The sequence below is a fragment of the Arthrobacter sp. 10T44 genome (assembly GCF_056393885.1).
The window spans coordinates 356,959-373,632 of the sequence record NZ_JBFTGT010000001.1 but is presented as its reverse complement, the minus strand read 5'-3'; the positions used below and the strand labels follow the sequence as shown (position 1 = coordinate 373,632).

At 65.4% G+C, this 16,674-nt stretch carries 20 protein-coding genes; 15 read left to right on the top strand and 5 right to left on the bottom strand.

Going from position 1 to position 16,674, the window contains the following annotated elements; genetic code table 11:
* Positions 1-20: 20 nt before the first annotated feature.
* From rpsE to map, 6 genes are all read left to right on the top strand, one after another.
* Positions 21-701 carry a 30S ribosomal protein S5 gene (gene rpsE, locus AC1DBL_RS01690; protein ID WP_441417037.1) on the top strand — a complete coding sequence of 227 codons (681 nt, stop codon included), beginning with the start codon at positions 21-23 and terminating at the stop codon, positions 699-701.
* Positions 702-704: 3 nt separating this feature from the next.
* Positions 705-911: a 50S ribosomal protein L30 gene (gene rpmD / locus AC1DBL_RS01685; protein ID WP_056626615.1), complete on the top strand. Its 207-nt coding sequence runs from the start codon at positions 705-707 to the stop codon at positions 909-911.
* On the top strand, positions 912-1,406 hold the full coding sequence (gene rplO, locus AC1DBL_RS01680; protein WP_011692793.1) for a 50S ribosomal protein L15: 495 nt from the start codon (positions 912-914) through the stop codon (positions 1,404-1,406).
* Positions 1,407-1,593: 187 nt separating this feature from the next.
* Entirely contained in the window at positions 1,594-2,904 is a 1,311-nt protein-coding gene (gene secY / locus AC1DBL_RS01675) for a preprotein translocase subunit SecY (protein ID WP_476908457.1), read from the top strand.
* 5 nt (positions 2,905-2,909) lie between these two features.
* Entirely contained in the window at positions 2,910-3,479 is a 570-nt protein-coding gene (locus AC1DBL_RS01670) for an adenylate kinase (RefSeq protein WP_441417836.1), read from the top strand.
* 109 nt (positions 3,480-3,588) lie between these two features.
* Positions 3,589-4,416, top strand: a complete 828-nt coding sequence (gene map, locus AC1DBL_RS01665; protein WP_441417038.1) for a type I methionyl aminopeptidase — start codon at positions 3,589-3,591, stop codon at positions 4,414-4,416.
* Positions 4,417-4,537: 121 nt separating this feature from the next.
* On the opposite strand, the gene AC1DBL_RS01660 is transcribed toward map, so the two are convergent.
* From AC1DBL_RS01660 to AC1DBL_RS01650, 3 genes are read right to left on the bottom strand one after another with little or no spacing between them, the layout of a single operon-like run.
* Entirely contained in the window at positions 4,538-5,884 is a 1,347-nt protein-coding gene (locus AC1DBL_RS01660; RefSeq protein ID WP_441417039.1) for an ABC transporter substrate-binding protein, read from the bottom strand.
* Between the two features lie 59 nt (positions 5,885-5,943).
* Positions 5,944-6,870 carry a carbohydrate ABC transporter permease gene (locus AC1DBL_RS01655; protein WP_441417040.1) on the bottom strand — a complete coding sequence of 309 codons (927 nt, stop codon included), beginning with the start codon at positions 6,868-6,870 and terminating at the stop codon, positions 5,944-5,946.
* The gene (locus AC1DBL_RS01650; RefSeq protein ID WP_476925364.1) at positions 6,867-7,817 is read right to left on the bottom strand and encodes a carbohydrate ABC transporter permease; all 951 of its coding nucleotides are present in this window, start codon (positions 7,815-7,817) and stop codon (positions 6,867-6,869) included. The genes AC1DBL_RS01655 and AC1DBL_RS01650 overlap by 4 nt, the downstream gene beginning before the upstream one ends.
* Before the next feature lie 234 nt (positions 7,818-8,051).
* Between AC1DBL_RS01650 and AC1DBL_RS01645 the strand changes: the two genes are divergently transcribed.
* The 8 genes from AC1DBL_RS01645 (at position 8,052) to AC1DBL_RS01610 (ending at position 13,353) form a co-directional block, all read left to right on the top strand.
* The gene (locus AC1DBL_RS01645; protein WP_476925363.1) at positions 8,052-9,053 is read left to right on the top strand and encodes a P1 family peptidase; all 1,002 of its coding nucleotides are present in this window, start codon (positions 8,052-8,054) and stop codon (positions 9,051-9,053) included.
* A 181-nt stretch (positions 9,054-9,234) separates the two neighbouring features.
* Positions 9,235-9,456 carry a translation initiation factor IF-1 gene (infA, locus tag AC1DBL_RS01640; RefSeq protein WP_009358723.1) on the top strand — a complete coding sequence of 74 codons (222 nt, stop codon included), beginning with the start codon at positions 9,235-9,237 and terminating at the stop codon, positions 9,454-9,456.
* Positions 9,457-9,525: 69 nt separating this feature from the next.
* Positions 9,526-9,639, top strand: coding sequence for a 50S ribosomal protein L36 (rpmJ, locus tag AC1DBL_RS01635; protein WP_009358722.1), 114 nt, complete (start codon positions 9,526-9,528; stop codon positions 9,637-9,639).
* A 184-nt stretch (positions 9,640-9,823) separates the two neighbouring features.
* Positions 9,824-10,198: a 30S ribosomal protein S13 gene (rpsM, locus tag AC1DBL_RS01630; RefSeq protein WP_024366110.1), complete on the top strand. Its 375-nt coding sequence runs from the start codon at positions 9,824-9,826 to the stop codon at positions 10,196-10,198.
* A 52-nt stretch (positions 10,199-10,250) separates the two neighbouring features.
* Complete coding sequence (gene rpsK, locus AC1DBL_RS01625; protein ID WP_018773682.1) at positions 10,251-10,652, top strand: 30S ribosomal protein S11; 402 nt, start codon at positions 10,251-10,253, stop codon at positions 10,650-10,652.
* A gap of 126 nt (positions 10,653-10,778) precedes the next feature.
* The gene (locus AC1DBL_RS01620; protein ID WP_024366109.1) at positions 10,779-11,789 is read left to right on the top strand and encodes a DNA-directed RNA polymerase subunit alpha; all 1,011 of its coding nucleotides are present in this window, start codon (positions 10,779-10,781) and stop codon (positions 11,787-11,789) included.
* Positions 11,790-11,864: 75 nt separating this feature from the next.
* On the top strand, positions 11,865-12,431 hold the full coding sequence (rplQ, locus tag AC1DBL_RS01615; RefSeq protein ID WP_441417043.1) for a 50S ribosomal protein L17: 567 nt from the start codon (positions 11,865-11,867) through the stop codon (positions 12,429-12,431).
* Positions 12,432-12,462: 31 nt separating this feature from the next.
* The gene (locus AC1DBL_RS01610) at positions 12,463-13,353 is read left to right on the top strand and encodes a tRNA pseudouridine synthase A (protein WP_476925362.1); all 891 of its coding nucleotides are present in this window, start codon (positions 12,463-12,465) and stop codon (positions 13,351-13,353) included.
* Positions 13,354-13,475: 122 nt separating this feature from the next.
* Here AC1DBL_RS01610 and AC1DBL_RS01605 read toward each other — a convergent pair whose 3' ends face one another.
* Positions 13,476-15,164 (bottom strand): sensor histidine kinase, encoded by a 1,689-nt coding sequence (locus AC1DBL_RS01605; RefSeq protein ID WP_476925361.1) that lies wholly within the window; start codon positions 15,162-15,164, stop codon positions 13,476-13,478.
* 247 nt (positions 15,165-15,411) lie between these two features.
* On the opposite strand from AC1DBL_RS01605, the gene AC1DBL_RS01600 reads away from it, so the two are divergent.
* Positions 15,412-16,194, top strand: a complete 783-nt coding sequence (locus AC1DBL_RS01600) for a response regulator transcription factor (protein ID WP_441417046.1) — start codon at positions 15,412-15,414, stop codon at positions 16,192-16,194.
* On the opposite strand, the gene AC1DBL_RS01595 is transcribed toward AC1DBL_RS01600, so the two are convergent.
* Positions 16,191-16,649 (bottom strand): Hpt domain-containing protein, encoded by a 459-nt coding sequence (locus AC1DBL_RS01595; protein WP_441417047.1) that lies wholly within the window; start codon positions 16,647-16,649, stop codon positions 16,191-16,193. The genes AC1DBL_RS01600 and AC1DBL_RS01595 overlap by 4 nt on opposite strands.
* Positions 16,650-16,674 lie beyond the last annotated feature (25 nt).

The following is a 16,674-nucleotide window of genomic DNA, read 5'->3' as shown; positions in this document are numbered from 1 at the left end:
ATAACGAAAAGGACATTCAGGTGACTGAAGCTGTAGCTGCTCCGGCAACTGAGACCGCTGCGCCTGCTACCACTGACGACCGCCGTGGTGGCGCCCGTCGTGGCGAGCGTGGCGACCGCGGCCAGGGCCGTGGCGACCGTGGTGGCCGTGGTGGCCGCGACGGCGGCCGCGAAGCCGAGAAGAGCCAGTTCGTAGAGCGCGTCGTAACCATCAACCGCGTTTCCAAGGTCGTCAAGGGTGGTCGTCGCTTCAGCTTCACCGCCCTCGTCGTCGTCGGTGACGGCAACGGTATGGTCGGCGTCGGCTACGGCAAGGCTAAGGAAGTTCCCGCCGCCATCGCGAAGGGCGTTGAAGAGGCCAAGAAGTCCTTCTTCCGCGTTCCCCGCATCGGCAGCACCATCCCGCACCGCGTGCAGGGCGAAGCCGCTGCAGGCGTTGTCATGCTGCGTCCGGCTTCCGCCGGTACCGGTGTTATCGCCGGCGGTCCGGTCCGTGCAGTACTGGAGTGCGTGGGCATCCACGACATCCTCTCCAAGTCGCTCGGTTCCTCCAACGCCATCAACATCGTTCACGCGACCGTTGATGCGCTGAAGCGCCTCGAAGAGCCGGCAGCAGTGGCAGCACGCCGCGGCCTCCCGCTCGACGAGGTCGCTCCGCCGGCAATGGTGAAGGCGCTCCTGAACCAGAAGGCAGGTGTCTGAGTCATGGCTAAGAACCTGATTCCCTCCGACGCTCAGTTGGAGATCACTCAGATCAAGTCCGCCATTGGCGGCAAGCAGAACCAGCGCGACACCCTTCGCTCCCTCGGCCTGAAGCGGATCGGACACACCGTTGTCCGCACCGCCGACGCCGTGACCGTCGGGATGCTCAACACGGTTCCGCACCTGGTAAAGGTAGAGGAGGCGAAGTAAATGGCAGAGAAGAACACCGCCGAGAAGGCACAGGGCGCTGCTGCTGAGAAGCAGAACGCACTGAAGGTTCACCACCTGCGTCCCGCCCCGGGTGCCAAGACCGCCAAGACCCGCGTTGGTCGTGGTGAAGGTTCCAAGGGTAAGACCGCTGGTCGCGGTACCAAGGGTACGAAGGCCCGCTACCAGATCAAGGCTGGCTTTGCCGGCGGCCAGCTGCCGCTGCACATGCGCCTGCCGAAACTGCGCGGCTTCAAGAACCCGTTCCGGGTTGAGTACCAGGTTGTAAACCTGGACAAGCTCAACGAGCTGTTCCCGGAAGGTGGCGCAGTCACCGTGGAGAACCTGGTCGAAAAGGGTGCCGTTCGCAAGAACCAGCCCGTCAAGGTGCTGGGCACCGGCGACATCACCGTCAAGGTTGACGTCACCGTCCACGCATTCTCGGCCAGCGCCGCAGAAAAGATTGCCGCAGCAGGCGGAAGCACCACCGCCCTCTAAAGAGGCGGCGGGGCAGTTGCCCGTTGTTCAAACTCCCGGCACCGTGGGGCTCAGGCCCCCGGTGCCGGGAGTTTTTTCTGTTTCCCGGCCATGCCGATTGTTCGCCGGGCGCATCCACCCGTTAGACTCGGTTGTTGGGTTTATTTGACCTATCTCACACGACTTTACTTATTACTCAGGAGGACGCTTGCTTAGCGCATTTGGCCGGGCCTTTCGCACGCCTGATCTGCGACGCAAGTTGTTGTTCACGCTGGGAATCATCACAATCTTCCGCTTGGGTGCCTTCATCCCCTCGCCTGGTGTGAACTACCAGAATGTCCAGCAATGCTTGCAGAACGGTCAGACCTCGGGCGGGATCTACCAGCTCGTCAACCTGTTCAGCGGCGGTGCATTGCTGCAGGTCTCAATTTTCGCGCTCGGGATCATGCCGTACATCACGGCAAGCATCATCGTCCAGCTGCTCCGCGTGGTCATTCCCCGGTTCCAGCAGCTCTACGAAGAGGGCGCCTCGGGCCAGTCCAAGCTGACCCAGTACACCCGGTACCTGACGATCGCCCTGGGCCTCCTGAACGCCACGACGCTGGTGTCGCTGGCGCGCTCCGGCCAGCTGCTGCCGAACTGCCAGCTGCCGATCATTCCGGACGCGAGCATCATCACCACGATCTTGATCATCATCACGCTGACGGCCGGCACCGGCCTGATCATGTGGATGGGCGAGCTCGTCACCGAGAAGGGTGTGGGCAACGGCATGTCGCTGCTCATCTTCACCTCGATCGCTGCCGGCTTCCCGACGTCCCTCGGTGCCATCTGGAAGGCGCAGGGCCCGGGCACCTTCTTTACGGTCCTCGTCATCGGCCTGCTGACCGTGGCCCTGGTCGTCTTCGTTGAGCAGTCCCAGCGCCGCATCCCGGTGCAGTACGCCAAGCGCATGATCGGCCGCCGCACCGTGGGCGGAACCAGCACCTACATCCCCATCAAGGTGAACATGGCCGGCGTCGTGCCCGTCATCTTCGCGTCCTCGATGCTGTACCTGCCGGGCCTGATCTCCCAGTTCAACCGGCCTGCGCCGGGCGAGCCCGTCGCGCCGTGGGTTGAGTGGATCAACAACAACCTCACCCGCGGTGACCACCCCATCTACATGGCCCTGTACTTCGCCATGATTGTGTTCTTCACTTACTTCTATGTTGCGATCACTTTCAACCCTGAGGAAGTTTCTGACAACATGAAGAAGTACGGCGGCTTCATTCCGGGTATCCGTGCCGGCAAGCCGACCGCGGATTACCTGCAGTATGTGCTTTCCAGGATCACCCTGCCCGGCGCGATCTACCTGGGCTTTGTGGCCCTGATCCCGCTGATTGCCTTGGTCCTGATCAACGCCAACCAGAACTTCCCGTTCGGCGGCACCTCGATCCTGATCATGGTGGGCGTAGGTTTGGAGACCGTCAAGCAGATTGATGCTCAGCTACAGCAGCGTCACTACGAAGGGCTTTTGCGATGACGAGAATGTTGATTATCGGACCTCCCGGTTCCGGCAAGGGAACGCAGGCGGAACGCATTTCGGAGCGACTCGGCGTCGTTGCGATCTCCACCGGCGACATCTTCCGTGCCAACGTCAAGGGTGAGACGCCGCTCGGCATCGAAGCCAAGAAGTACATGGACGCGGGCGACTTCGTCCCGGACAGCGTGACCAACAAGATGGTCCGGGACCGCCTCACGGAGGACGACGTCGAAGCCGGCTTCCTGCTGGACGGCTACCCGCGCACCACCGCGCAGGTGGACTACCTCGACGCGATCCTCGCCGACGCCGACCAGAAGCTCGACGTCGTCCTGCAGCTCACGGCCGACGACGAGGAACTCGTCAAGCGCCTCCTGGGCCGCGCCAAGGACACCGGCCGCAGCGACGACAACGAAGCCGTGATCCGCCACCGACTGGACCTCTACCACGGCCAGACGGAAGCCGTGGTGGCCAAGTATGCCGACCGCGGCATCCTCACCCAGGTCGACGGCATCGGCGGCATCGACGAGGTCACCGATCGCGTCATGCAGGCCATCAAAGCGGCGCAGTCCGCCTGATCCGGCCCGTGACTATTGAGGCTCCTCCCGCAGTGCCGGGAGGAGCCTCAGCCATTTGTCCGCACACCCACTGCAGGGCGGCTGCGGCACCACCGAAAGGACGCTGAGGATGGCATTCGGCCAGACCCGCATTGAATACAAGACCAACGCCCAGATGCGGACCATGCACGAGGCCGGGCTGGTGCTGAGCCGCGCGCTCGACGCCGCCGTGGCGGCAGCCGTCCCCGGAGTGACCACCCGCGACCTCGACGCCGTCTTTGCCGGCGTGCTCCAGGACGCCGGAGCGAAGTCCAACTTCCTCGGCTACCACGGCTTCCCGGCCACCATCTGCACCTCGGTCAACGAGGAAGTAGTGCACGGCATCCCCGGCGACCGTGTCCTGCAGGACGGGGACATCATCTCGATCGACGGCGGCGCCATCGTGGACGGCTGGCACTCCGACTCGGCCCGTACCGTGATCGTCGGGACGGCGGACCCCGAAGACCAGCGGCTCTCCGACGTCACCGAGGCGGCCATGTGGCACGGCATCGCGGCGCTGGCCACCGGCAAGTTCGTCGGCGACATCGGCAACGCTGTGGACGACTATGTTTCCTCCGTGCCCGGGAAGCCGCTGGGCATCCTGGAGGACTACGTGGGCCACGGGATCGGCTCCGAGATGCACATGGCCCCGGACGTGCTGAACTACCGTACGGGCCACCGCGGCCCCAAGATCCGGCCCGGACTGTGTCTGGCGATCGAACCCATGCTGGTCCGCGGCAGCATCGAAACCGCCACCCTCGACGACGACTGGACCGTGGTCACCACCGACGGGAAGCGCTCCTGCCAGTGGGAGCACTCCGTGGCGGTGCACGAGAAGGGCATCTGGGTGCTTTCGGCGCCCGACGGCGGAGCCGCGAAACTGGCGCCGCTCGGCGTCGTCCCCGTCCCGATTCCCTAAGCGTTTCTTTCGCGGCTCCCTAGCGATGCGCTTGGCGGCTTGTGATACGACGAATCCCTGGCGGCGCTGGTATTCCAGCGTCGCCAGGGATTCGTCGTATCCTCAGGCAGTGAGCGCAGCGTCAGCTCTTGAGCTTCGGCTTCACGTCCTTCGTGTAGATGCCCTCGAGGGTGGTCTTGAGCTCGGTCATGGTGGCCTTGACGTCGCCCTGCTGGGTGAGGATCTTCGCGGCGGCTTTGGCCATTTCCTGGTCCGCGCCCGGCAGGAACACCCGGGCGTTGTCCTGGACGTGGGTAACCGCGAGCTGGTCGATGGCCGTCTTGATCTGAGGCGTCTTGGCGAGCACCGCGGTCATGTCGGCGGACGTCCGGGTCGGCATGTAGCCGGTCGCGGCGGAGAACGCGGCGGTGTTCTCCGGCTCGGTCATGAACTTCAGGAATGTCGCGGCAGCGAGCTGGACTTCCTTGCTGACACCGCTGGGGATGCCGAGCCCGGCGCCGCCGGTGGGGCAGACACCGCTTTCCTTCTTCGGGCCGCCCGGGAGGAAGCCGACGCCCACGTTGAACTTGGCGGAGCTCAGCACGCCCAGCAGGGAGCCGGTGGAGGCGATCGTGGCGGAGGTGATGCCGGCCGCGAAGTCGTCCGCGGCCTCCTTGGAGGAGACACCCGCCCACTTGTCCTTGTAGATCGAATCCTGGGCCCACTGGAGCGCTTCCACCGACTCGGCGGAATCACAGTTGATGGTCCATTCGTTGGACCAGCTGCCGCCCCAGCCCCAGAGGTTGTTCTGCAGGGTCCAGCCGGCGTATCCGGCCAGTGCGGGATAGATGTAGGCGTACTGGGCGCCGGAACTGGCCTTCAGTTTCGGGGCCCACTCGGCGAACTCCTGCCAGGTCTTGGGCGCCCGGTCCGGCAAGCCGGCGGCCTTGAAGTGGTCCTTGTTGTAGTAGAACAGCGGGGTGGAGCGGCCGTAGGGGAGGGCCCACTGCTTGTCGGCGTACTGGTAGTCGGCGACGAGTGACTTCTGGAAGTCATCAACCTTGATGTCCAACTGCTTGATCAGGTTGTCGAGCGGGATGATGTTGCCGTTGGTGTAGTACCGGAACCACCAGACGTCCGAGAGCACCACAAGGCCGGGCAGGGCCGACTTCGCTGCCTGGGAGGTCTGGAACTTCTGCGCGATTTCCTCGTAATTGGCGCCGGCGGTGATCAGGTTGACCTTGATGTCCGGGAACTTGGCCTGGAACTTCTCGATGATCGCCTTTTCCACGTCCTGGGACTTGCCCGGGTGGTTGGTCCAGAAATCGATCGACGAGGCCGGCTTCACGCCGCTGAAGTCGATGTCCGCCGCGCCGGAGGCCCCGGTGCCGCCTCCCGTGGACGGGCCGCCGCAGGCCGCCAGGGCCGCGGCCCCTGCGCCCGCGCCGGCCAGGCCAAGGAAGTGTCTGCGGCCAAGATTCGTTGCCATGGTGGATCCTCTCAAAAGTGTTGACTTGTTGTGATGGTGGGGTGCATTCGGAGGCGGCGTCACCCGGTGACGCTGCCCTGGGTGAGGCCGGCCACGATGTAGCGTTGCAGCGCCGCAAAGACCAGCAGGATCGGAACAATCACCAGGACCGCGCCGGCCATCAGGATGCCCCAGCCGGAGCCGTTGCCTTCAGAGTTCTGCAACAGGGTCAGGCCCACGGGCAGCGTCATGGTTTCCGGCCGGTCGGTGATGATGAGCGGCCAGATGTAGTCGTTCCATTCGCTCACGACGGTGACCAGGGCGACGGTGGCGATTGACGGGCCGGAGACCGGGACGACGACCTGCCACAGCCGGCGCCAGTGCCCCGCACCGTCGATCTCGGCAGCTTCCAGGATGGAGCCGGGCAGCGTCATGAAGTGCTGGCGGAGCAGGAAGGTGCCGAAGGCGGTGCCCAGCCCGGGCAGGATGATGCCCCAGAGGGTGTTCTTGCCACCCAGGCCCGCGATCAGGATGTAGTTGGGCAGGATGGACACCTGCGGCGGCACCATCAGCGCGACCAGGATGAGGATGAAGATGACGTTCTTGAACGGAAAGCGGACAAAGACCAGGGCGTAGGCCGTCAGGATGGCCAGGATCACCTTCACAGTGGCGCCCACCGTGGTGACGATCAGGCTGTTCAGGAAGAACCTGGCGAAGGGCACCGTCGTCATCGCTACGTGGTAGTTGTCCAGGTTCACGCTTTCCGGCAGGATCATCAGGTCCGTCGTGACGATCTCGCCCGGCTGCTTGAAGGAGCTCAGCACCATCCAGAGCAGCGGCAGCACCACCACGAGGGTGGCGAGGATGAGCGGGACGTAGCCGGCGGCGATTGTCTGGACCAGGTTTGCGCGGGAAAACGGTCGCTGCCGTTGCGGTGGAACCTCGGGGCCGGCGGCGGGTCCGGCGTTGGCAGCGGGATCGGGGTTCACGGGAGAGAGTGTGCTCACGAGTAGTGCACCTTCCGTTCTACGAACCGCACCTGCAGCACGGTGATGATCAGGAGGATGGCGAAGAGCACCACGGAAATGGACGCCGAGTAGCCGGCCCGGTTGAAGGCCCCGAAGGCCTGCAGGTACGCCTCGTAGATCAGGGTGGACGTCCCGTTGCCGAGCGGGGTCATGATCCGGATCAGGTCGAAAGCCTGCAGCGAACTGAGCATCGTGGTGATCAGCAGGAAGAACGTGGTGGGGGAGAGCAGCGGGACCGACATGCTGACGAAGCGGCGGAACCCGTTGGCGCCGTCCAGCGACGCCGCTTCCATGACGTCCTGGGGCAGCGACTGGAGGCCGGCGAGGTAGACGACGGCGCAGTAGCCGAGGTTCTTCCAGATGTAGACCGTGATCACCATGACCAGGGAGAGCTGCGGATCGTTGATCCATTGCGGGCTCTGCTGGCCGATCCCGCGCAGCAGCCAGGACAGCACCCCGTAGCCGGGGTCGAAGATGAACAGCCAGACCAGTCCGACGCCGACCCCGCTGAGCACGTAGGGGGCGAAAACGGCGGACCGGGCGAAGGTGGTGCCGCGGACCTTGGAGTTCAAGGCGAGGGCCACCAGCAGTCCGAGGACCATGGACCCGCCGACCGTTATGACGGTGAAGATGGCCGTGGTGCCCAGCACCTTGGGGGCGTCGGCGCTGGTGAAGAAGTTGATGTAGTTGTCGAAGCCGACGACCGTGGCGGAGGCGGAGCCCAGCGTCCAGTCCAGCGTGGAGTAGTAGATGTTGTTGATGAGCGGGAGGTAGGTGAACACCGCTATCAGTGCCAGGTTCGGCAGGGCCAGCGCAAGGAACACGATGAAGTCCCTGCGTGTCCGGGCAGACCAGCGTCCCCGGCGCTGGTCCCGCGTGACGGTCCCGGCGGTAGCCACGGGACTGTCCGTCAAATGTCTAGTCATAGGGCGTCTCTAACGGATCCGGGCCTGCCGAGGGCAGGCAGTTGGGCGGGGGATCAAGAACACTTCACCACACGCTGGGTGGGCGGAACCCCGCACAAGGCCTCGTCAGAGCTTTGTTATGTCAGGCTTCCTTGCCCGTTTACCTATTGTTGGTTGCAGTATTCCACAACGTTCGTTTGCGGGCGGGGAGATCGCGGCGCCTGGTTTCCCGGCGGCGGGGCGCACAATGGAGCCATGATGGCGATTACGGATGTGCCCGGAATCCGAGTGGGCCATGCCGCCCGGACCGGGGAGGGCTGGCAGAGCGGCGTCACGGTGGTCCTGCCGCCCCCGGGGACGGCAGGCTCGGTGGACGTCAGGGGCGGCGGTCCCGGTACGCACGAGACCGACGCGCTCGACCCCACCACGCTGAGCACCGCCGTCGACGCCGTGGTCCTGACCGGGGGCAGCGCCTTCGGGCTGGCGGCTGCCCACGGCGCCCAGCGCTGGTGTGAGGAGCAGGGGAGGGGCTTCCCCGTGCCCGGCGGCGTGGTGCCGATTGTCCCCGCGGCGGCCATCTTCGACCTGGGCCGCGGCGGCGACTTCGCCGCCCGCCCGGACGAGGCCATGGGCTATGCCGCCGCCGCCGATGCCGCCGCACACCAGGAGGGGCACGACGTCGAACGAGGCAACGTGGGGGCCGGCACCGGCGCAGCTATCGGCCGGGGTCAATTCAAGGGCGGAATAGGCACGGCCTCGATCACCTTGGAAAACGGCGTCGTCGTCGGGGCGCTTGCTGTAGTCAACGCGCTGGGACTCCCATTTGTGGTGCCGACGGGAAATCCCGAACCCTCCGCGCGCTCGGTCGTTCCTCCCTTAGACGCGCGCTTCCGGGTTCCCGATTCCCCGTCGGCGAATGCCGCGCCGCCCCTCAACACAACCCTCGTCGTCGTCGCGACCAACGCCGCATTGAACAAGGCCGAGTGCAAGCGGACAGCCTCGGCAGCCCACGCCGGCCTCGCCCGGGCGCTGAATCCAAGCCATACGCTGGCCGACGGCGACACGGTGTTCGCGCTCTCCACTGGCGCCGTCGCGCTGGACCGCAGTACCGACGCCGCACGGCAGTTGAGCCTGATAAACCTGCAGAGCGCGGCAGCCGACGTCGTCCGGCTGGCCATCCTGGACGGGATCGCCGCGGCGGCGGAGGTGGAGACCCCGGCGGGGCGCTTTCGTGCATACGGGGACGGAGTGCGCTAGCATGGCTGGATTTAACATTCGGCCCGCAATGCCGTAGTGTTGACTGTTGGTTGTCTGCCCTGTTGTGCCCTTTTGTGGCCTGGTGGCAGCAGGCAAGCTAGCAAAACAAGCAATTAAAATCGTCCGCAGTGATCGTCGGTGCAAGCCGGAGGGGCTGTGGCAACAACAGTTAGCGGAGGGTATGGCCAAGAAGGACGGGGTCATTGAGATCGAGGGCGTTGTGACCGAGGCGCTGCCTAACGCGATGTTTCGCGTTGAGCTCACCAACAAGCACATCGTTCTGGCACACATCTCTGGAAAGATGCGCCAGCACTACATCAGGATTCTCCCTGAGGACCGGGTAGTGGTGGAGCTGAGCCCGTACGACCTGACACGTGGTCGTATCGTCTACCGCTACAAGTAAACACTGGCCGGCCAGGGCATTAGCCAAAGGCCGGTCCAGCTGACCAACTGCAACACGCAAAGGAACGCCATGAAGGTCAAGCCGAGCGTCAAGCAGATCTGCGAAAAGTGCAAAGTGATCCGCCGTAATGGCCGGGTCATGGTGATCTGCGAGAACCCGCGCCACAAGCAGCGCCAGGGCTAATTTCCTTCACCGGAAACCCTGGGTTGCTAACCCACGCAAGTAAATAAAAAGGCAGCACAAGCTGATCTGGGACACTGAGCAATAACGAGTCCGGACAGCTAACCCCCGGTCGGAGGCTGGGGCCGTACGGACTGTACGGGTGTACTGCCTACGACCTCCGGTTTATTCAAGGAGCACTGCCACTATGGCTCGTCTCGCTGGCGTAGACATTCCCCGCGAAAAGCGGTTGGAAATTGCGCTTACTTACATCTACGGCGTGGGCAAGACCCGTGCACACGAAACCCTGGCTGCCACCGGCATCAGCGCGGACGTTCGGGTCAAGGACCTGTCCGACGCCGAGCTCGTCCAGCTGCGTGATTACATTGAAGGCAACTACAAGGTTGAGGGTGACCTTCGCCGCGAAGTAGCAGCAGATATCCGCCGCAAGGTTGAAATCGGCAGCTACGAAGGTATTCGCCACCGTAAGGGCCTGCCAGTGCGCGGACAGCGTACGAAGACGAACGCGCGCACCCGCAAGGGCCCGAAGCGCACCGTCGCAGGCAAGAAGAAGACCCGCTAAATCCCTCGGGATTAGCTCGTCTTCCCCCCGATAACTTTCTGTAGGAGAAATAATGCCCCCGAAGACTCGTGGCGCGGTTCGCAAGCCGCGTAAGAAGGACAAGAAGAATATCGCGCTGGGCCAGGCGCACATCAAGAGCACCTTTAACAACACCATCGTTTCCATCACGGATCCGAACGGTGCTGTCATCTCCTGGGCTTCGTCCGGTGAGGTTGGCTTCAAGGGCTCACGTAAGTCCACCCCGTTCGCAGCCCAGATGGCCGCCGAAGCCGCCGCAAAGCGCGCTCAGGAGCACGGCATGCGCAAGGTTGACGTATTCGTCAAGGGACCGGGATCCGGACGCGAGACCGCAATCCGTTCACTGCAGGCCGCTGGCCTCGAGGTTGGATCCATCCAGGATGTAACCCCCAGCGCGCACAACGGCTGCCGCCCGCCGAAGCGCCGCCGCGTCTAAGTCTTAGCCGGAGCTTGCCCGGACCCTCACCGGTCCGGGCAAGCCCAGCCGCGTTAAGTCTTCAGACCGATCTTTCCACCACCTGTGTTGCGTCATATAGCGGATGCTCGCCGAAAGGAAACCTAAGTGCTCATTGCACAGCGCCCCACCCTCTCCGAAGAGGTCGTCTCCGATAACCGCTCCCGTTTCATCATTGAACCGCTGGAGCCGGGCTTCGGTTACACCCTCGGAAACTCCCTCCGCCGTACCCTGCTCTCCTCCATCCCCGGTGCCTCTGTAACGAGCATCCGGATCGATGGCGTGCTGCACGAGTTCACCACAGTTCCGGGTGTCAAGGAAGATGTCACCGAGATCATCCTGAACATCAAGAACCTGTCGGTCTCCTCCGAGCACGACGAGCCGGTTGTTGCTTACCTGCGCAAGCAGGGCCCGGGAGTCGTCACCGCCGCGGACATCGCTCCGCCGGCCGGCGTCGAATTCCACAACCCGGATCTGCACATTGCCACGCTGAACTCGAAGGGCAAGTTCGAACTCGAACTGACCATCGAGCGCGGCCGCGGCTACGTTTCGGCAGCTCAGAACAAGTCCGGCGACTCCGAGATCGGCCGCATCCCGGTCGACTCGATCTACTCGCCGGTCCTGAAGGTTACTTTCCGCGTGGAAGCTACCCGTGTTGAGCAGCGCACTGACTTCGACAAGCTGATTGTCGACGTTGAGACCAAGCAGGCCATCGCCCCGCGCGATGCGGTTGCTTCGGCCGGTACCACCCTGGTGGAACTGTTCGGTCTGGCCCGCGAGCTGAACACCGCAGCTGAAGGTATCGAGATTGGCCCGTCGCCGACGGATGCTGCCCTGGCAGCAGACATGGCTCTGCCGATCGAGGATCTGGACCTCACCGTCCGTTCCTACAACTGCCTCAAGCGTGAGGGCATCCACACCGTGGGTGAACTCGTTGCCCGCTCCGAGGCTGACCTGATGGACATCCGTAACTTCGGTGCGAAGTCCATTGATGAGGTCAAGGCGAAGCTCGTTGAACTGGGTCTGTCCCTCAAGGACTCCCCTCCCGGTTTCGACCTCGCAGCCCGCGCCGCAGCCATCGAAGAGGACGACGCCGCTTTCAGCGACGACGAGCTCTAAAACAGATCTTGGCCAGCAGGCTGGACGCACCGCAGCGTGCGCAGCCCGCCGGCTTCCATATGAGGAGAAACTATAATGCCTACCCCCGCTAAGGGTCCGCGCCTCGGAGGCGGAGCGGCTCACGAGCGTCTTATGCTCGCGAACCTGTCCGCCGCACTGTTCGAGCACAAGCGGATCACCACTACGGTGACCAAGGCCAAGCGCCTGAAGCCGTACGCCGAGCGCCTGGTGACTTTCGCCAAGCGCGGTGACCTCGCTTCCCGCCGTCGTGTACTCGGCCTGATCAGCAACAAGGGCATCGTCCACGAGCTGTTCACCGACATTGCACAGGCAGTGGAGAACCGCGACGGCGGCTACACCCGTATCACCAAGATCGGCAACCGCAAGGGCGACAACGCTCCCATGGCTGTCATCGAACTGGTTCTCGAGCCGGTTTCCGCCAAGCAGGCCGTGGTAGCCGAGGCTACTTCCGCTGCGAAGCGCGATGCCGACAAGAAGGACGCTGACAAGGCTGAAGCCGCTCCGGTCGCCGAGACTGAAGCTGCTGAGACTGAAGAGGCTCCCGAAGCTGAGGTCGCCGAGACCGAAGAGGCTCCGGCCGCCGAGGAAGCTGCTGCAGAGTCCGAGAAGGACGCGAAGTAATTCGCTAGAACCTTCTTATAGACTTAAGTCTATGAACGAGCTCAAACCCGCTGCCCCCGTTATGGGGGGCGGCGGGTTTTTGCGTATCCGGCTGGATCTTTCGTACGACGGCGGCCCGTTCAGCGGCTGGGCCCTGCAGCCCGGCCGCCGTACCGTGCAGGGCGTCCTGGAAGAGGCCCTCGCCCTGCTGATCCGCCGGCCGGTCCGCGTCACCGTCGCCGGTCGCACCGACGCCGGCGTGCACGCCCGCGGACAGGTGGTGCACCTGGACCTGAGTGAAGCGGAATGGCAGGGGCTGAACCGCGGGGCCGAACTCGACCCTGCCGCGGCCCTGCTCCGGCGGCTGCGCGGCGCGCTGAGCCGCGGGCTGGGCGAGCTCAGCGGCGCGATCGAAGTGCACCGGGTTGCCCTGGCGCCGGAAGGCTTCGATGCCCGGTTCTCCGCGCTGTGGCGGCGCTACAGCTACCGGATCGCGGACGGGGCGGCCCTGTGGGATCCGCTCGGCCGGTACTCGACGCTCTGGCACAAGGAGCAGCTGGACACCGCATTGCTGAACGAAGGCGCCTCCCAGCTGCTGGGGCTGCAGGACTTCCGTTCCTACTGCAAGCCCCGCGAAGGCGCCACGACCATCCGGGAACTGCAGCGTTTCGAGTTCACCCGGGGCGCTGACGGCGTCATCGTCGCCACGGTCCAGGCTGACGCCTTCTGCCACAACATGGTCCGTTCGCTCGTGGGATCGGCGCTCTACGTCGGAGCCGGCGTCGAGCAGCCCGGGTGGCTCTACGAGCGGCTGATCGCCCGCCAGCGGGATGCCCGGTCCGTCCTTGCCGCCCCGCACCCGCTGGTCCTTGAAGAGGTGGCGTACCCCTCCGCTAGCGGGCTGCTGGCACGGGCCGAGCTGACGCGCGCCCTTCGCAAATAGCCCGCCGCCGAGTTTCCCCGTCTTTGACGGCACCAAAGCCGGCAAGGACGGCGGGTCGGCGCAACACGCCGGGCGACGGCGCTGAAGTTGGGGAAGTTCCGACCGGCGACTGACCCGCGGGACTAGAAAGCGGCCGGGTGGCCGTCTGCCGGCAGGTCCACGGTAAAGGTGCTCCCGCAGCCGGGGAGGGTGCTGCAGGTGATGGAGCCCCCGTGGCCCTCCACGATCGCCTTGGTGATGGACAAGCCCAGCCCGGCCCCGGGGATTGCGCCGTCCCGTACGGCCGGGCTCCGGAAGAAGCGGGTGAAGACCCTTTCGGCGTCGGCAGCGGTCATGCCGATGCCGCTGTCCTCCACCTGTAGCAGCACACGGCCGTCGTCGGCCCAGGCCGAGACAGTCACCGCGCCGCCATCCGGCGAGTATTTGATGGCATTGGAGACCAAGTTGTCCAGCGCCTGGCTGATCCGCAGCGGGTCCACGTTGGCCCACAGCGGCGCCGGCACGTGCATCGCCAGGGACACCCGCGAGGACTGGGCATGCGCCTGGGCCGAGCCGAGGCTCGCCTCCACCAGGCCGGCCAGGTCGGTTTTCCTCGGGTGGACCTGAACCGCGGAGCTGGCGGACATCAGCAGGTCGGAGACGAGCGCCAGCAGCCGCTCGGCGTTGCGCTGCGCCACCTCGATCCGGCGCAGCACCGGCAGAGGCAGTTCATCGCCCAGGACCAGGTCCAGGTTGCCGATGATCGACGTCAGCGGTGTCCGGAACTCGTGCGAGACGGTCGCGACCACGTCTTCCTTGGCGGCGAGGGCATTGACCAGCCCGGTGACCTCGTTGTACACGACGACGGCGCCGCCGAAGCCGCCGTCGTCGTTTTTCAGCGGCCTCGCCCCGGTGGACACAACCCGGCTGCCCGGGGCTTCCCCGAAACAGACGAGGTGGTCCGCGAAGGACTCGCCCTCCAGCGCCCGGCGGAGCGGGCGCCGGGCAGGCGGGAGCAGCGTGGTCTGGTCCCGCCCGGTTAGCAGCAGTTGGTCTTCCCAGCCCGGATCCGCGGGCCCGGCAGGCCCGGGAATCGCCGCGGCCGCCTCGAGCCGTGCCTGCCAGCTGTTGGTGAGCAGCCGGCGGCCGTTCGCGCCGATCGCGACGATGCCGACGTCGACCGTGTCCAGGATGGTATTCAGCAGCCGTTCACGCTCCCGGCTTTCCGCGAGGAGGGCCTGCAACTCCGCCTCCTTGGCTTCGACCTTGCGCTGCTGGCGCCACAGCTGCGCCCTGGCGAACTGCATGGCCAGGGCGACTGCCAGGGTCATCAGTGCCAGGAGCACGACGGTGGCGCCGCGCCCCGGGCTGTCCCCGGCGCTGGCGGCAAAATACCAGGGCAGACCTGCCAGCAGCGGCCCCAGGAAGCTGACGGCCGCGATGACGGCGGGGGAGAGCTGCGAGGCGGCGATCCAGACGACGGGAAGCACGGACAGCACTCCGAGGCCCGGTAGTTCCTCGGCGGCCGCCACCCGGCTGAGTCCGATCGCGGCGAGGTCCAGGACCGGAATCGCCAGGGGCGCCAGCGGCCCGAACCGTTGCCACGGCACGAGGAGGCAGGCCAGGAGAAGTGCGGCATGAAGGGCGAGGGAGGTCTGGCCCCAGCCGTTGGCCAAGTGGAGGCTCCAAGCGGCCGGCGCGGCCGTCAGGCCGGCGCCGAACAACAGGGTGAGTGGCAGCTGGCTGAGCAGCACACGGGCGCGCGGGTGCAGGGCGCCCAAGCGGCGGTCCACGCCCGCGCCACGAAACAGCCGCTGTTCACCCAATGACAAGCGCCCCTTCCTCGCAACTGGAGTTTACATTGCTGTCACACCTACTTGACACTAAACATATTATTGTTGCCCGTGTTACTGCGCCGGAGACCGAAATTGGGGCCCTTGGTAGGTATGGTGGCAGGACATGTGTAGGCCGTGTCCCTTGGGCACGGCGCGGGCATCGGGGCATGAGGCCCGGATTTACAGCGGCGGCGTATGCACAGTCATCGCCGGCCGGCAGAGCAGCATCGGATGTGAGGGTGGCATGACTGACCTTGGGGTGGCCGTCGTTGTTGAGGACGATGCGGATGTGCGCAACCTCGTGGAGGCAGTGCTCCGGCAGGCCGGCTATGAGGTGCATTCAGCGGCCGGGGGGCGGGAGGGCGTCGAGGTTGTCCGGCGCCGGGAGGCCAGCGTCGTAACACTGGACGTGGGTCTTCCCGACATTGACGGCTATGAGGTGCTGCGCCGGATCCGCCAGTTCAGTGACGCCTACATCGTCATGCTGACCGCACGGACGGACGAGCTCGACACGCTGACTGCGCTCCACACCGGCGCCGACGATTTCCTGACCAAACCGTTCCGGCCCCGAGAGCTACGGGCCCGGGTGGCCGCGATGATGCGCCGGCCCCGGCATGACGGCCAGGGCGCGTTGACTGCGGCGTCGGCACGGCCGGCCGGCGACGCTGCCGTGCCGGACAATGTTTTGCGCCACAACGGGCTGGCACTGAATCCCGACATGCGCTCGGTGACGGTCGAGGGCGAACCGCTCGCCCTGACCCGCAGTGAGTTCGACCTCCTGCATGCGCTCCTCCGCGGCGCCGGCGCGGTGAAGTCCAAGACCGAGCTGGTCCGTGTGGTGCGGGGAGAGTACTACCGCGCCGACGCCTACATCAGCGAGTCCGATGAACGGGCCGTTGAGGTCCACATCGGCAACCTGCGCCGGAAGCTCCGGGAGGATTCGGTGCAACCGCGCTGGCTTCAGACGGTGCGCGGAGTGGGCTACCGGCTGGCGCCTGAGCGCTCCCAGTACGCTGAACGTTCCTAGCGCTCCCAGAGGATGTAGCTGAACTGCAGCTCGTCCACGGTTTCGCTGCCGCGGGCGGCGACATCGTCCAGCAGGGAAGCGGCCCTTCCGAGGTCCCCGCCCCGGATCGATTCCTCGAGTTCGCCGGCGAGTTCGGCCAGGCGCAGGCCGCCGACCATCGACGAGGACGTCTTGAGGCTCAGCACGGCGTCCAGCGCGGCTGCCTGGTCACGGCGTTCCAGGGCCCCGGCCAGCGAGTCATAGCGCTGGTCCCACATCTCTGCGTAGTCCCGGGCGAAGCCCTTGGCGACGGCGGCGCTGTTCAGCTGCTCGCCCAGGTCCTGGAGGGCCGCGGGGTCCACGAGCGGGGCCGCGCCGGAGGACGGCGCCGTCAGTCCGGCCCCGCCTGCGGGGGCATCGGCGGCGAGCAAGGACCCCGCGTTTGCGTCGTCGGGGCAGGCAGCTAAGAGAGACATGGCTCTACGGTACTAGCTGTCCGGA

Coding starts and splice junctions, on each gene's coding strand:
- AC1DBL_RS01670 (WP_441417836.1), top strand. CDS start 2,910: ATGTTGATTATCGGACCTCCCGGTTCCGGCAAGGGAACGCAGGCGGAA.
- AC1DBL_RS01650 (WP_476925364.1), bottom strand. CDS start 7,817: ATGACTAGACATTTGACGGACAGTCCCGTGGCTACCGCCGGGACCGTC.
- rpmJ (WP_009358722.1), top strand. CDS start 9,526: ATGAAGGTCAAGCCGAGCGTCAAGCAGATCTGCGAAAAGTGCAAAGTG.
- rpsK (WP_018773682.1), top strand. CDS start 10,251: ATGCCCCCGAAGACTCGTGGCGCGGTTCGCAAGCCGCGTAAGAAGGAC.
- rpsM (WP_024366110.1), top strand. CDS start 9,824: ATGGCTCGTCTCGCTGGCGTAGACATTCCCCGCGAAAAGCGGTTGGAA.
- rplO (WP_011692793.1), top strand. CDS start 912: ATGGCAGAGAAGAACACCGCCGAGAAGGCACAGGGCGCTGCTGCTGAG.
- infA (WP_009358723.1), top strand. CDS start 9,235: ATGGCCAAGAAGGACGGGGTCATTGAGATCGAGGGCGTTGTGACCGAG.
- AC1DBL_RS01645 (WP_476925363.1), top strand. CDS start 8,052: ATGATGGCGATTACGGATGTGCCCGGAATCCGAGTGGGCCATGCCGCC.
- AC1DBL_RS01600 (WP_441417046.1), top strand. CDS start 15,412: ATGACTGACCTTGGGGTGGCCGTCGTTGTTGAGGACGATGCGGATGTG.
- rplQ (WP_441417043.1), top strand. CDS start 11,865: ATGCCTACCCCCGCTAAGGGTCCGCGCCTCGGAGGCGGAGCGGCTCAC.
- rpmD (WP_056626615.1), top strand. CDS start 705: ATGGCTAAGAACCTGATTCCCTCCGACGCTCAGTTGGAGATCACTCAG.
- AC1DBL_RS01610 (WP_476925362.1), top strand. CDS start 12,463: ATGAACGAGCTCAAACCCGCTGCCCCCGTTATGGGGGGCGGCGGGTTT.
- map (WP_441417038.1), top strand. CDS start 3,589: ATGGCATTCGGCCAGACCCGCATTGAATACAAGACCAACGCCCAGATG.
- AC1DBL_RS01660 (WP_441417039.1), bottom strand. CDS start 5,884: ATGGCAACGAATCTTGGCCGCAGACACTTCCTTGGCCTGGCCGGCGCG.
- AC1DBL_RS01595 (WP_441417047.1), bottom strand. CDS start 16,649: ATGTCTCTCTTAGCTGCCTGCCCCGACGACGCAAACGCGGGGTCCTTG.